Origin of the sequence: Roseomonas sp. FDAARGOS_362 (genome assembly GCF_002754815.1) — a bacterium.
In the GTDB taxonomy this organism is placed as follows: domain Bacteria; phylum Pseudomonadota; class Alphaproteobacteria; order Acetobacterales; family Acetobacteraceae; genus Roseomonas; species Roseomonas mucosa.
Window position 1 is genome coordinate 2,764,944 of the sequence record NZ_CP024588.1, and the last position, 14,287, is coordinate 2,779,230.

Consider the following 14,287-nt stretch of genomic DNA (forward strand, 5'->3'; position numbering starts at 1 on the left):
CAAGTCAACGGGGAATGCTCTCATTTAGATGTCTTCTTACGCTCACGCGCGCCCCGCGACGATGGGGGGCGATATGCGTCTGTGTCCGGCCAGCGCCGTTGCGATCCGCCCGGACCGGTGGGGGCAGCGCCACGTCACCCGGCAGGGTGCGCAGGAAAGGGGCGGCAGGGGAGCGGCAGGGCGGCTACCGGGGGAACCACCCAGCGCAGGCTGAGCCTCGGCCTCCGGCGCAACTGGCACGGCAGGCAGTTCGCCAGGGGCCGAACGGCTGCTCATGGCCGCGAGTCAGGCCACCCGCCGGATGGCCGCGAACACGAAGGGGCATCGACGCATCGAGGCTTCAGGGGTTTGCGGACGCACGCTCCCGGATGGTGGCTCCGGAGACTCGCTCTAACGCCGCAACGTGACGAGGCTGCCATGGACCCAGCCCTCGGGGCTGGCATCCCCGACCTGGTACCAGCCCCCCGGGGCGGTGCCGAAGATCGTCAGGCTGGTCCCGGCTGGCACCACCCGCAGCACCTGCCCGCCGCCATTCGGATGTGTGCGGAGATTGCCCGGCTGACGCATCGAAAGCGTGCCGGAGGCATCCTGTGCCGCGGAAGCCGCCGGTCCTGCCTGTTGCGCCTGGTCCCTGCCCGTTCCCTTCGGCATCATCGTGGTGGCCGTCACCTGCGTCACCTGCGGCAGGTTGGCCGGGATCGGCGGCAGGAGTGGCGGAGCGGCCTGCCGCAGGGTCGGCTTCGGTCCGCCTTCCTCCCGGCAGCGGGAGACGGTCTCGACATAGACCCGCGTCGCCTCGACATCCGACAGGGCGACATGCTGCTCCAGCACTGGATCCGCGCCATCGGAATAGGTCAACACTGTCACGAAGGGCACGAAGGCCCCGCTCGCTCCCTTCGCATTGACTTGGCCGCAGACTGCCACCGTGTTCGGCATCGCCTGGACATAACTCTGCACCGCACGGAGTTGCGGCTGGCCATAGGAGGCAAGCCCGGCGCGCAAGGCGGCCTCCGTCACCACTTGGGCCTGCGCCAGACGGTCGGGCTCGCTGCTACCCTTGGCGTCCTTCTCATTGCAGGCAGTCAACGCGGCCAGCAGGGCAAGGCCGGTGCAGGCGCGGAGGACTCCCGACCCGATGGCGGCTTTCATGGCACCCTGTCCTCCTGTCTCGTCGCGGGCCTCCGGCACATGGCACGGCAGAAAGGCAGCCAGGCCGGGACGGCGGCACCACTCCCGGCAGTCCGGCCACCGGGGGAAGAACGCCTTCGCCGCAACAATGTTTGGAGGGTCCGGGAGAATTTCACAGGCGCGACGCGATCCCCGGCTCGTTTTCCCCAGGCTGCAGGGACCCGGAAAGCCTGGCGCGGCCGGAAGCGTTCCGGCGTGGTGGCCTTCAGGCTCCCTTCAGGCTTCACGCTCCCGCTGGGCGCCCCTGCCGGCCGTGCCGAGGAGGCCGCGCGGCGGGTGGCCTCAGAGCAGGGCCTTGGCGCGCTGCAGCACCTGATCGCAGAGCTTCTGGCCGAGTTCGCTCTTCAGGCTGGCGAGGTCGAAGCTCTTGCCCTGCGCGTCCAGCACGCCCTTGGAGCCCTCGACGAAGCCCGGGTTGCCGCTTTGCTTGGCGGTTCCGCCGAGCTTGCCCAGGAGCTGGTCCTTCACCGAGGCCGCCTCCGCCCCGCCGGTCAGGCGCTGCCGCACGCAGTATTGCATGAGCCCTGCGATGTTGCTGCTGCTGGCGGCGGCCGGGGACGGCACCGCGATGCTGCCGAGGCTGTTGCCGGCGGCGTTCTTCAGCGTGTCCATCAGCTGCGCCCGCGCGGGGGTGACGGCGGGCGCGGCGGCCAGCAGGGCCATGACGGCGAGGCCTGTCACGAGATGTCGCATCGGCGTCTCCTTAACCTTCCGGGAGGCGGTGACGGAACACAGGCCGCCCCCCGGCGCAACCCCGGGCCGGCCACAGGATTTCGTGCGCGGCCGGAAAGGGGGAGGCGCGGGCGGCCTCGCCCGGCACGGCTATTTCACCGTCTGCGCCGCGGTGAAGGCGAAATTGGCGTAGCTGTATTCCGCGACGCGGAACCAGAGGAACTCCTCGTCGCGATACTTGCGGTAGCTTTCCCAGATCCGCTTGAAGCGCTCGTTGCGGTTGCCGATCTCGTCATAGAGTTCGTTCGCCGCCTTCCAGGCTGCGGTCATGACGTCGCGCGGCCAGGGGCGGAGCTGCGTGCCCGCGCCCACCAGCCGCCGCAGCGCCTCCGGGTTGCTCTGGTCGTAGCGCGAAAGCATGTCGGTGTTCGCCTCGGCACAGGCGGTTTCCAGCGCCGCGCGGTAATGCGGCGGCAGCGTGGCCAGGGCGCGCTGGTTGACCAGCAGATGCGTCTGCGCGCAGGGCTCGAAGAAGCCGGGATAGTAGTAGTAGGGCGCGACCCGCGCGAAGCCGAGCTTCTCGTCGTCATGCGGGCCGACGAATTCCACCGCATCGATCGTGCCGCGTTCCAGCGCCGGGTAGATGTCGCTGGCGGCGAGCTGCGTCGGCACGGCGCCCATCCTGGCGAACATGTCGCCCGCCAGCCCGGCGATGCGGAACTTCAGCCCCTTCACGTCGTCGAGGCTCTTGATCTCCTTGCGGAACCAGCCGCCCATCTGCGCGCCTGTGTTGCCCATCATGAAGGGCACCGCGTTGTAGTCCTTCAGCAGCTCCTCCATCAGCGCCTGGCCTCCGCCCTGCTGGTACCAGCTCGTCTGCTGCCGGTCGTTCATGCCGAACGGGACGACGGTGAAGAAGGCGAAGGAGGGGTCCTTGCCGGTGTAGTAGTAGGTGGCGGTGTGGCAGGCCTCGACCGTGTTGTTCTGCACGGCATCCAGCGCCTGCAGCCCACCCACGATCTCGCCCGCCGCGAAGAGGCGGATCTGGAACCTGTTGTCGGTGAGCTGCGCCACGCGCTTCGTCATCTTCTCGGCGGTGCCGTAGAGGATGTCGGTGGAGCGCGGGAAGGAACTGGTCAGGCGCCAGCGGATCTCCGGCATCGCCTCCGTGCCGCCGGCGGGGGCCTGGGCGGCGGCGGGCAGGGCGGGCGCGGCCGCCATGGCGGCGGTCAGCAGGGCGCGGCGTTGCATGGATTCCTCCCGAAACCGGTTCTTGCCGCAAGAGCAGCAGAGATCGGGCGGAAGCGCCAGGGGTGGGTGAAGGGGTGGGCGGGCACCCGCAAGGCCTGCCCCTGCCAAGGCCCTGGGCCCCCTGCCCCCTCCACCGATATGCCATAGCCTGCCGGCGATGACGCGAATCGATGCAGCCCTACCTCCTCCCCACGGCCCCGTCCGGCCATGACCATGTGGTTCGACGCCTTCGTGCCCGCTTTCGGGCTGATCGCACTCGGCATGGTAAGCGCGGCGTGACCGCCCTTCTTGATCCGGTCTGCTGATGCCGCGAGGTAAGCCGTCGCGGAGGTATGGCGATGGCGCGATGGGTGGCGAACACGAGTGCCAGCACTGGTGCTAGCACTGGGGCGGTGGAGCGGGTGGAGATCGTCACTCGCGGCGCACGGCGGGACTACACGGCCGAGGAGAAGGCAGCGTTCCTGGCCGAGGCTTCCGAGCCGGGGGCACGGGTGCTGGAGGTGGCCCAGCGGCACGGCATCTCGCCGAGCCTGATCCACCGTTGGCGGCGCGAGGCCGAGGGCAGGCCGGTGAAACGCAAGACGGCCCCGCGCCCGCCGCAGCTGGTACCGCTGGTGGTTGGGCCAGGCGTCCCGGCCGCGGTGGCAGAGGCGGTCACGCCGGTGCGGGAGACGGTCGGGGCAGCGATCGAGGTTGTGCTGCGGAACGGCCGCGTGCTGCGGGTGGGGGGTGAGGCGGACGCGGCGGTGGTCGCCCGGCTGGCTGCGGCGCTGGAGGCGTGATCGCGCTCCCGGCGGGCGCACGCATCCTCCTCGCGACCCAGCCCGTGGACTTCCGCAAGGGGGCGCATGGCCTGGCGGCGCTGGCCGCCGAGATGCTGGGGCAGGATCCGTTCTCGGGCGTGGTCCTGGTGTTCCGCTCGCGCCGCGCGGACCGGATCAAGATCCTGGTTTGGGACGCATCCGGCCTCGTGCTGGTCTGGAAGCAGCTCGAGGGCAACGTGTTTCGCTGGCCGCCGATCGTCAATGGGGTGATGCGGCTCAGCCCAGTCGAGTTCGCGGCGCTGTTCGATGGCTTCGATTGGTCGCGCATGCAGACGCTGAAACGGATTCCCAGGCCGACCGCGGCTGCATAAGCTCGGCGTGCGATGCGCGCGGCCGACACCGAGACGGCGGACTTCCCGGACGACCCCGCGGCCCTGCGGGCGCTGCTCGCTGCGGCGTTGTCCCGGTGCGATGCGCTGGAGGCGGAGCGAGACGGCATCGCGGCCGAGCGTGACGCGCTGGCGGAGCGGAACGAACGGCTGCGCCACCTGCTGGAGAAGCTCCGGCGGATGCAGTTCGGCAAGCGGTCCGAGCGCCTGCCAGAGGATCAGCTCCACTTCGCGTTCGAGGAGCTTGAGGCCTCCATCGCCGAGGCCGCGGCCGAGGTGGCCAAGACCTCCCCCGAGCAGCGAGAGGGGACGATCAGGCGTCGCCGTGCCGGGCGCGGGCGGTTGCCCGCGCACCTGCCCCGCGTCGAGGTGGTGCTGGCGCCGGAGACAATGACCTGCCCCTGCTGCGACGGCGCGCTCGTCGAGATCGGGACCGACACGTCGGAGCGGCTGGACGTGATCCCGGCGAGGTTCCAAGTTCTCGTCACGCGCCGCCCGAAGTTCGCCTGCCGGGCCTGTCCCGGCACCGTGCTGCAGGCCTCGGCGCCACCCCGCCTGGTCGAGGGCGGGGTGCCGACGGAGGCCACCGTCGCCCACGTGCTGGTGTCGCGCTACGCCGACCACCTGCCCCTCTACCGCCAGTCCCAGATCCTGCTGCGGCAGGGGATCGAGATCGGGCGGGAGGTGCTGGCGGATTGGACCGGCACTGCGGCCCACGAGGTGCTGCCCGTCGTGCGCCGGATGCACGAGATCCTGCTCACCTCGCCGAAGCTGTTCGCCGACGAGACCACGATGCCGGTGCTCGACCCGGGGCGCGGCCAGACGAAGAAGGGCTACGCCTGGGCACTCGCGCGCGACGACCGGCCCTGGGGCGGGACGGACCCGCCTGCCGTGGTGTTCCACTACGCCCCGGGCCGCGGCGCCGAGCATGGCCGCGCGCTGCTCCGGAACTACGGCGGCATCCTCCAGTGCGATGGCTACGGCGTCTACAAGGCGATCGCCGCCGAGCGGAGCATGACGCTCGCGTTCTGTTGGTCGCACGTCCGTCGCGAGTTCATCCCGCTGGCGAAGGGCAAGACAGCGCCGATCGCGGCCGAAGCCCTGCGACGCATCGCCGCCCTCTACGCCATAGAGGCGGAGGTCAGGGGCAGCCTCCCGGAGGTCCGGCAGTCCGCCCGCCAGGCCAGGAGCCGCCCCCTTGCCGAGGAGCTGTTCGCCTGGCTACGGGAGGCCCTCGCGCGCCTGCCCGGCAGCAGCCCGACCGCGGAGGCGATCCGCTACGCTCTGAACCACCAGGACGGTCTCGTGCGGTTCCTCGACGATGGCCGGATCGAAATGGATAGCAACACCGTCGAACGCGCCATCCGACCGCTCTGCCTTTCCCGGAAAAACGCGCTGTTCGCCTCCGGTGACGACGGGGGCGCCCGCTGGGCGGCCGTCGCCTCCCTCGTGGAGACGTGCAAGCTCAATGGCGTCGACCCGCAGCGCTACCTCGCCGACCTGCTCACCCGGCTCGTCGGCGGCTGGCCCAATAGCCGCCTCGACGAACTCATGCCCTGGTGCTGGACCGCCACCGCCTCGGGCTGACCGTCAACCCAAAGCACCAAGGGCCTCGTGGCCGCGCTTACTCGGCATGCTGCTGAAGCGGCGCATGCTGCGCGATGGCGCGGTCTGGGCAGGCATCGAGCGGCTGGTCTTCTACGTGCTGATGCCCGCGCTGCTGGTGTCCTCGATCTCCGCGGTGGACCTGCGCAGCCTGCCATTCGGCGGCATGGCGGCCAGCATCTGGTTGGCGCTTCTGCTCGGCACCGCCGTGGCGCTGCTGCTGGCCCGGCTGATGCGGCAGGGCCATGCCAGCGCGACCTCGGTGCTGCAGGGAGGGATACGCTTCAACAACCTCGTCGCCTTCGCCGTCACTGGCGGTGTCCTGGGGGCGCCCGGCGTGGCGCTGGGTGGGGTGACGACCGGGCTGATCGTGCCCTGCGTGCAGTTCATCCTGACCATCGCCTTCGCCATGGGCGGCGAGCGCGGCTGGCCGCGCCCGGCCTCCGTGCTGCGGCAGGTGGCGCTCAACCCGCTGATCCTGGCCTGCCTGCTGGGCTTCGCCCTGTCCGCCCTCGGCGGCCTGCCGCCGGGGCTGGGGCCGCTGCTGCGCGCGCTGGGCGGTGCCTCGGTGGCGCTGGGCCTGCTCGCCGTGGGGGCGGCGCTGACCCCGGGGGCGCTGCGGGACCGGCCGCTGCTGCAGAACCTGGTGGCGGCGCAGAAGCTGCTGCTGATGCCGCTCCTCACCCTGGCGCTGGCGCGGCTCTTCGGCCTCGACGCCCTGGCCGCCTCGGTCGCCGTGCTGTTCATGGCGATGCCGACCGCCACGACAGGCTATGTCATGGCGCGCGCCATGGGCGGCGATGCCCCGCTCATCGCCGCCATGACCACCGGGCAGCATATCCTGGCGGTGCTGAGCCTGCCCTTCTGGGCCTGGCTGCTGCTGCCCTGACCCTTCGAGGGGCTGCTTTTCCCGGCCATTTGGCTTTGTGGTGACCTGCCGGGGGAGAGGCGCCGCCTCTCCCGCCGGACCCCCTCTCCGCCGGGGACCGAAGCCGGCCCCCGGACATGAACTGGCGCTCGTGGTTGCCGTCAGGTTGCCGTTGATCTCCGGGAGCAGGTGGAAAGGCGGGACTCCCAAAAGGAAGAAAGACACCGTAACCGCGCTGATGGGGCACCGGCAGTCCGCCGGAGAGCCAGGCTCTCCGGCGCGATCCGGCGGCAGCGAGGACCAACGAATCGGGTCCAGGGTGCGCAGCGTCCTGGCGGATAGGGGGTCCGGGGGAAAGGCAGCACCTTTCACCCGGGACGGCGCAACGCCGGGCGCAAGGCGATCCCGCGGAGGCGGCAACGGGAAGGGGCGGCCATCCATCCCCTTCTGGTGGGGAACGCGGCTTCCCCTGTGTTGGCGCCAGCGTGATATGCTCCGTCCCGTCCTGCGGGAGGCAGCCCTGCGAATCCGCCGGGCCGGCGCGAATCCGGTCTGGCCTGGTCTTTCCCTTCGCCTTGGCGCGGGGCAAGGAGGGCATTATGGGTTCGCCGGATATCATGACCGACCTGCCGTCGCCCGACCTGTCATTGCCCGACCTGGCCTCGCTGCGTGCCGAGATCGATTCGATCGACGACGCGGTGCACGACCTGCTGATGCGCCGGGCGGCGCTTTCCGCCCGCATGGCCGCCAGCCGGGTGAAGAACGACAGCTTCCCCTATCGCCCGGGGCGCGAGGCGGGAATCCTTCGCCGCCTGCTGGCCCGCCATCATCCCCCCCTTCCGGCCGGCACGATGGTCCAGGTCTGGCGGGAGATCATCGCGGCCTCGCTGTTGCAGCAGGGGCCGCTCTCCCTCGCGGTGCTGCAGCCACAGCGCGGGAATCCGGGTGAATCCCCGCTCTCCTCCCTGGCCCGCGCCCATTACGGCGAGGGCAGCACGCTGCGCCTGCACGCGACGGTGGGCCGGGTGCTCGCCGCGCTGTCCGCCGGGGAAGCGAACCTCGCCATCCTGCCGATGCCCGATGACGGCGACTTGGCCGAGGCCGCCTGGTGGCTGCGGCTGGAGGCGCCGCGCCTGCACGTGGTGGCCGCGCTGCCCTTCCTCGCCGCCGCGGGGCAGCGGCCGCAGGCGCTGGTGGTCGCCGCCATGGCGCCGGAAGCCACGGGGCGCGACCGTTCCCTGCTGCGCCTCGCCCACGCGCCGGACATGTCGCGCGATGCGCTGGCCGCCGCGCTGTCGGCGGCGGGGCTGAAGGTGCTGCGGCTGATCCCCTTCCGCGACCTGCCGCACCCGCACGAGACGGGCGCCGGGCGCGCGGCCGACAGAGGCGCGGAGGGCTGCGCCCTGGCCGAGATCGAGGGCTTCCTGTCCGCCGACGACCCCCGCCTGAAGAATTTTCGCGCCGATCTGCTCGGCGCCTATGCCGAGCCGGAGAGCCTGCCATGACCGTGATGCCCCGTCCCTCCATCCTCGCCGTCGAGCCCTATGTCGGCGGCGAATCCAGGATCCCGGGCGTGAACCGCATCGTGAAGCTGTCCTCCAACGAGGGCGCCTTCGGCCCGCCGCCCGGCGCGGTGGAGGCGATCCGGGCGATGGCGACCGAGGCGCACCGCTATCCGGATGGCGGGGCGAAGGCGCTGCGCGAGGCGATCGGGGCGGCACATGGGCTGGACCCGGCGCGGATCGTCTGCGGCAACGGCTCCGACGAGCTGATCGCGCTGCTGATCATGGCCTATGGCGGCGAGGGCACCGAGCTCGTCATGTCCGCCTACGGCTTCCAGATGTACGAGCTGACCGGGCTCTGGGCCGGCTGCCGCGTCATCAAGGTGCCGGAGCGCGAGCTGACCGCCGATGTGGATGCCATGCTGGCCGCGGTCGGGCCGCGCACGAAGCTGGTCTTCCTCACCAACCCGAACAACCCGACCGGCACGCTGCTGCCGCAGGGCGAGGTCGAGCGCCTGCGCGCGGGCCTGCGCGACGACATCCTGCTGGCGCTGGATTCCGCCTATGCGGAATACGTCACCGCCCCGGGCTACGACGCCGGGGCGAAGGTTGTGGATGCCAGCGACAACACGGTGATGCTGCGCACCTTCAGCAAGATCTATGGACTGGGCGGCATGCGCCTGGGCTGGGCCTATGCCTCGCCCGCCATCGTCGATGTGCTGGGCCGGGTGCGTGGGCCGTTCAACGTGAACGCCGCCGCCGCCGCCGCCGGCATCGCCGCCCTGGCCGAGCCGGGCTGGATCGGGAAGAACGTCGCGCACAACAGCGAATGGCGCGCGAAGCTGAGCGCGGCGCTGGAGGCGGTGGGCCTTCCGGTGCGGCCGAGCGAGACCAACTTCGTGCTGGTGGATTTCGGCAGCGCCGAGCGCGCCGGGGCCGCCGACGCGCATCTGCGCGCGCGCGGGCTGATCGTGCGCGCCATGGGCGGCTATGGCCTGCCGCGCTACCTCCGCGTCACCATCGGCAATGCCGAGGAATGCGAGATGGTGATCGAGGCGCTCACCGGCTTCGCGCGCGGATGAGCGATCCCCTCTTCCGCCGCCTCTGCATCATCGGCGCCGGTCTGATTGGTTCCTCCCTGGCGCGGCTGGTCCGCGAGCGGGGCGACATCGCCCGGCATCTGGTGGTGCACGACAGTTCCGCCGCGGTGATCGGGCGGGTGCGGGCACTGGGCATCGCCGATACAGTGGAGCCCAATCCGGTGCGGGCGGTGGAGGGCTGCGACGCGGTCGTCCTCTGCGTGCCCGTGGGCGCCTATCACGGGGTGATGTCGGTGATCGCGGCGCATCTCGCCCCGGGCTGCGTGCTGAGCGACGTCGGCAGCACCAAGAGCAGCGTGCTGCGCGACCTGCTGCCCCTGTTGCCGGAAGGCGTGCACCTGGTGCCGGGCCATCCCATGGCCGGCACCGAGTTCTCCGGCCCCGATGCCGGCTTCGCCGCGCTGTTCCAGGGCCGCTGGGTGATCCTGACGCCGCCGCCGGGCGCCGATCCCGCCGCCGTGGAGAAAGTCACGGAGATGTGGCGCCGCGCGGGCTCGACGCTGGAGGTGATGGACGCCGCCAAGCACGACAAGGTGGTGGCCATCGTCTCGCACCTGCCGCACCTGATCGCCTTCACCATCTGCTCCACCGCCGACGACCTGGCGCAGGAGACGCAGGACAACATCCTGCGCTTCGCCGCCTCGGGCTTCCGCGACTTCACCCGCATTGCCGCCAGCGACGTGGCCATGTGGCGCGACATCTTCCTGAACAACCGCGAGGCGCTGCTGGAGATGCTGGCGCGCTTCACCGAGGATTCCCAGGCCCTGGGCCGCGCGGTGCGCTGGGGCGAGGCAGGCTTCATCGAGGACCGCATCCAGCGCGGGCGGAAGGTCCGGCGCTCGCTGATCGAGATGAAGCAAGCCTGAAGCGGGGTTTCCGGCGGATGCCCCCGGGCGGAGGCTCCGCCTCCCCCGGTCCCCCACCGCTGGGGAGATAGTATCTCCCCAGACCCCGCCTTGAGTTGGTGCTGGCGGCAAGGTCGGCCCATGGCCCATTCCTGGGGACAGGCGGACCGGCAAGCTCCCGGAAAAAGGAAAGACACTATCTTCGCGCTGGTGGCAGCGGCAGTCGCCGGGAAGCCATGCTTCCCGCCGCGATCCGGTGTCAGCGAGAGCCAGCGAAGGGGAGGTCCAGGACCCTCAGGGCCCTGGTGGATGGGGCCCCGGGGAAGGCAAGGCCTCCCGGCTGGCAGTGGCAGCAAAGCCCTGATCCCCTGCCTTGCCCCCCACCCTGGCCCGGAGGGCGCGGAGGGCCTATCTAGGGGATCCCATCCTTCCTGCAGGCGAGCGATCCGATGCGCGACAGCAGCTACACCGGCTATACCCCTCATATCGTTCCCGGCGTGACGCCGGTGGACAAGATCACGGTGGAGAGCCGGGTGGTGGCCTGCGACGGCGGCAAGGGCGCGCTGGGGCATCCCACCATCTACATGCGGATCGAGGACCGGGAGGTCACCTGCCCCTACTGCTCGCGCACCTATGTGCTGGCCGAGGGCGCGGGGGATGACGGCCACCACTGAGGCGCTGGCAGGAATTCGGAAAGGGGCGGCGATGACCGAGGATGCGCCCTCCGGGACCCCCCGTGACAGCACGGCCCCGGAGCAGGAAGCGGCCACAGCCGCCGTCATCAACATGCCGGGGGCGGCGGGCGGCGTGCCGGCCACCCCGCCGGGCGAGCGGCACCTGATCCTGGTGGATGGGTCGGGCTACATCTTCCGCGCCTTCCACGCCCTTCCACCGATGACCAATCCGGAGGGCGTGCCGGTGAACGCCGTCTTCGGCTTCTCCGGCATGCTGTCGAACTTCCTGTCCCGGCATGTGGGCAGCCATATCGCCGTGGTCTTCGACGCCTCCCGCAGCACCTTCCGCAACGAGATCTACCCCGACTACAAGGCGCACCGGCCCGAGCCGCCGCCGGAGCTGGTGCCCCAGTTCAAGATGATCCGCGAGGCCACGGCGGCCTTCGGCGTCGCCTGCGTGGAGCAGCAGGGCTACGAGGCGGACGACATGATCGCCTCCTATGCCGCCGCCTTCGCGCGGGATGGCGGGCGGGTGACGATCGTCTCCTCCGACAAGGACCTGATGCAGCTCGTGGACGAGCGCGTCGAGCTGCTGGACCCGATCAAGCAGAAGCCGATCCGCGCCGCCGAGGTGATGGAGAAGTTCGGCGTGCCGCCGGAGAAGGTGGTCGAGGTGCAGGCCCTGGCCGGGGACCCCACCGACAACGTGCCGGGCGTGCCGGGCATCGGCGTGAAGACCGCCGCGCAGCTGATCGAGACCTATGGGGACGTGGAGACGCTGCTTTCCCGCCTGTCCGAGATCAGGCAGCCCAAGCGCCGCCAGACGCTGGAGGAGAATGCGGAGAACGCCCGCATCAGCCGCCGGCTGGTGGAGCTGGACCGCAACGCCCCCCTGCCGCACCCGGTGGAGGAATTCGTCACCCGGCCGCCCGAGCCGGCGCGGTTGAGCGGCTTCCTGGAGCGCAACGGCTTCCGCTCGCTGCAGCATCGGCTGGGGCTGAGCCAGGACGGCCTGCGCGACAGCGGCCCCCGCCGCCCGCCGGCCGCGCTGGAGGCGCCGGTTCCCGCCGAACCGCTGGCGGTGCCGGCCGAGGCCGCGCCCTTCGGCCCCTACGAGACCATCGCCGATCTCGCCACACTGGAGCGCTGGATCGCGCGGGCGCGCGAGGCCGGGGTGGTGGCGGTGGACACGGAGACGGACAGCCTGGACGCGCTGGCGGCCAATCTGGTGGGCGTCTGCCTTGCGGTCGCGCCGGGGCAGGCGGCCTACCTGCCGCTGCGCCATGCCTCGGGCGACCTGTTGCAGCCGGCGCCGCAGCAGGTGCCTTTCGACGAGGCGATTGCCCTGCTGCGCCCGCTTCTGGCCGAGCCCGGCATGCTGAAGGTGCTGCACAACGCGAAATACGACACCGAGGTGCTGGCCCGGCCGGAGAATGGCGGCCTCACGGTCGATCCGGTGGACGACACGATGCTGCTTTCCTACAGTCTCGATGCCGGGCGGCACGGGCATGGGATGGACGAGCTGTCGCGCCGGCACCTGGCGCACCAGCCGGTCACCTATGACGAGGTGACCGGCACCGGCAGGGCGCGCAAGCCCTTTGCCCAGGTGCCGCTGGAGCAGGCCACCGCCTATGCCGCGGAGGATGCGGATGTCACGCTGCGCCTCTGGCTGGCGCTGAAGCCACTGCTGCGCGAACGCCGGGCGCTGGCCCTTTACGAGCAGGTCGAGCGTCGCATGATCGCCGTGCTGCGCGACATGGAAACCGCCGGCATCAAGGTGGACGGCGAGGAGCTGGCGCGGATCGGCGAGGACTTCTCCCAGCGCATGACGGCGCTGGAGGCGGAGATCCACGGCCTCGCCGGCCGCGCCTTCAATGTCGGCTCCCCCAAGCAGCTCGGCGATATCCTGTTCGGCGAGATGGGCCTGCCCGGCGGCCGCAAGGGAAAGACCGGCGCCTATTCCACCGACGTCTTCGTGCTGGAGGAGCTGGCGGCCCAGGGCCACGAGCTGCCCCGCAAGGTGCTGGACTGGCGGCAGCTCTCGAAGCTGAAATCCACCTATGTGGACGGGCTGCAGGCGCAGATCGCCGCCGATGGCCGGGTCCATACGGATTTCAGCATGGCCATCACCTCCACCGGCCGGCTTTCCTCCACCGAGCCCAACCTGCAGAACATCCCCATCCGCACCGAGGAAGGCGCCAAGATCCGCCGCGCCTTCGTGGCGGAGCCGGGGCATGTCCTGCTGGCGGCGGATTATTCGCAGATCGAGCTGCGGCTGCTGGCCCACATGGCCGACGTGCCGACGCTGCGGGAGGCCTTCAGCAAGGGCGAGGACATCCACACCCGCACGGCGCGGGAGATCTTCCGCCTGCCGGAAGGGGCGCCGGTGGACCGCGAGCTGCGCCGCCGTGCCAAGACGGTGAATTTCGGCATCATCTACGGCATCTCGGCCTTCGGCCTGGGGCCGCGTCTGGGCATCTCCCCGGGCGAGGCGCGGGGGATCATCGACGCCTATTTCACGCAGTATCCGGGCATCCGCGACGCGATGGAGAAGATCAAGGAGGAGGCCCGCATCCACGGCTTCGTCCGCACCTCCTTCGGCCGGGCGCTGTGGATTCCCGACATCACCGCCAAGCAGGCGCAGATCCGCGCCAATGCCGAGCGGCAGGCGATCAACGCCCCCTTCCAGGGAGGGGCTGCGGAGATCATCAAGCGCGCCATGGTCCGCATGCCGCTGGCACTGCGCGAGGCCGGACTCTCGGCGCGCATGCTGCTGCAGGTGCATGACGAGTTGCTCTTCGAGGTGCCGGAGGGTGAGGTCGAGGCGACGGCGACGCTGGTGCGGGAGGTGATGGAGGGCGTGGCGACCTTGCATGTCCCCCTGTCCGTCGAGGTCGGGACGGGACATTCCTGGGCCGAGGCGCACTGATCCGGCCAGCCGCTTTTCCTGGCCGTTCTGCGTTGCGCTTCGTGATGGCCCGCCGGGAGAGAGGCTCTGCCTCTCGCCCCGGCCGGTCCCGGGGCCCCGGGCTTTCGTTGGCTTTGCGTGGGTGCCGCCAGTCTGCCGCCTGATCCCGGCTGGAGGGGCGCACCAAAGCTCCGGAACCTGGCGAAGCGGTGAAATCGAGGTAGGGGCAGTTTCCGGCCGGCTTGCGCGCGGGTGCCCCATCCTACCATTACAGGTTGTGCTTGTCCCCTGTTGCCTCGGCTCAAAGGCGCAAGCTGCATTCTTGTTTCCTGGGTTACTTGTTGTTGATTCGGAAGGATAATTCAGGGAGGGCGGATTTCCTTGCGCAACAACCTGTGGCTGAATATTTTATAATCGTATCGCAACGACGAACCGTGCCACGGTCGCCCCGCCCTGTCCGCCCGGGCTATAACCGTGCCGGGAGGAGGGTTTCCCCGGCTCTCCGACGTTCTGGATCGTGC

General features: G+C 70.5%; 12 protein-coding genes. 9 read left to right on the plus strand and 3 right to left on the minus strand.

Annotated elements, in window-relative coordinates; translation table 11 throughout:
• Positions 1 to 390: 390 nt before the first annotated feature.
• The 3 genes from CTJ15_RS17285 to CTJ15_RS17295 all read right to left on the minus strand — a co-directional run bounded on the left by CTJ15_RS17285 (position 391) and on the right by CTJ15_RS17295 (position 3,111).
• Positions 391 to 1,149, minus strand: coding sequence for an SH3 domain-containing protein (locus CTJ15_RS17285; RefSeq protein WP_099781760.1), 759 nt, complete (start codon positions 1,147 to 1,149; stop codon positions 391 to 393).
• A gap of 321 nt (positions 1,150 to 1,470) precedes the next feature.
• Positions 1,471 to 1,881: a DUF2501 domain-containing protein gene (locus CTJ15_RS17290; RefSeq protein WP_075822823.1), complete on the minus strand. Its 411-nt coding sequence runs from the start codon at positions 1,879 to 1,881 to the stop codon at positions 1,471 to 1,473.
• Between the two features lie 129 nt (positions 1,882 to 2,010).
• Complete coding sequence (locus CTJ15_RS17295) at positions 2,011 to 3,111, minus strand: TRAP transporter substrate-binding protein (RefSeq protein ID WP_019461708.1); 1,101 nt, start codon at positions 3,109 to 3,111, stop codon at positions 2,011 to 2,013.
• 338 nt (positions 3,112 to 3,449) lie between these two features.
• On the opposite strand from CTJ15_RS17295, the gene CTJ15_RS17300 reads away from it, so the two are divergent.
• The 9 genes from CTJ15_RS17300 (at position 3,450) to polA (ending at position 13,787) form a co-directional block, all read left to right on the plus strand.
• Positions 3,450 to 3,893, plus strand: a complete 444-nt coding sequence (locus CTJ15_RS17300) for a transposase (RefSeq protein ID WP_075821996.1) — start codon at positions 3,450 to 3,452, stop codon at positions 3,891 to 3,893.
• Positions 3,890 to 4,246: an IS66 family insertion sequence element accessory protein TnpB gene (tnpB, locus tag CTJ15_RS17305; protein ID WP_075821995.1), complete on the plus strand. Its 357-nt coding sequence runs from the start codon at positions 3,890 to 3,892 to the stop codon at positions 4,244 to 4,246. Before CTJ15_RS17300 ends, tnpB begins: the two co-directional genes overlap by 4 nt.
• Before the next feature lie 12 nt (positions 4,247 to 4,258).
• Positions 4,259 to 5,851 (plus strand): IS66 family transposase, encoded by a 1,593-nt coding sequence (locus CTJ15_RS17310; RefSeq protein WP_099780817.1) that lies wholly within the window; start codon positions 4,259 to 4,261, stop codon positions 5,849 to 5,851.
• Positions 5,852 to 5,897: 46 nt separating this feature from the next.
• Positions 5,898 to 6,758, plus strand: a complete 861-nt coding sequence (locus CTJ15_RS17315; RefSeq protein WP_099781761.1) for an AEC family transporter — start codon at positions 5,898 to 5,900, stop codon at positions 6,756 to 6,758.
• A gap of 596 nt (positions 6,759 to 7,354) precedes the next feature.
• The gene (locus CTJ15_RS17320) at positions 7,355 to 8,242 is read left to right on the plus strand and encodes a chorismate mutase (protein WP_157223104.1); all 888 of its coding nucleotides are present in this window, start codon (positions 7,355 to 7,357) and stop codon (positions 8,240 to 8,242) included.
• Positions 8,239 to 9,321, plus strand: a complete 1,083-nt coding sequence (hisC, locus tag CTJ15_RS17325) for a histidinol-phosphate transaminase (RefSeq protein ID WP_099781762.1) — start codon at positions 8,239 to 8,241, stop codon at positions 9,319 to 9,321. Before CTJ15_RS17320 ends, hisC begins: the two co-directional genes overlap by 4 nt.
• Positions 9,318 to 10,205, plus strand: coding sequence for a prephenate/arogenate dehydrogenase family protein (locus CTJ15_RS17330; RefSeq protein WP_099781763.1), 888 nt, complete (start codon positions 9,318 to 9,320; stop codon positions 10,203 to 10,205). The genes hisC and CTJ15_RS17330 overlap by 4 nt, the downstream gene beginning before the upstream one ends.
• A gap of 428 nt (positions 10,206 to 10,633) precedes the next feature.
• Complete coding sequence (locus tag CTJ15_RS17335) at positions 10,634 to 10,858, plus strand: zinc-finger domain-containing protein (protein WP_019460968.1); 225 nt, start codon at positions 10,634 to 10,636, stop codon at positions 10,856 to 10,858.
• A 31-nt stretch (positions 10,859 to 10,889) separates the two neighbouring features.
• Entirely contained in the window at positions 10,890 to 13,787 is a 2,898-nt protein-coding gene (polA, locus tag CTJ15_RS17340) for a DNA polymerase I (RefSeq protein WP_314215180.1), read from the plus strand.
• The last annotated feature ends 500 nt before the right edge of the window (positions 13,788 to 14,287 follow it).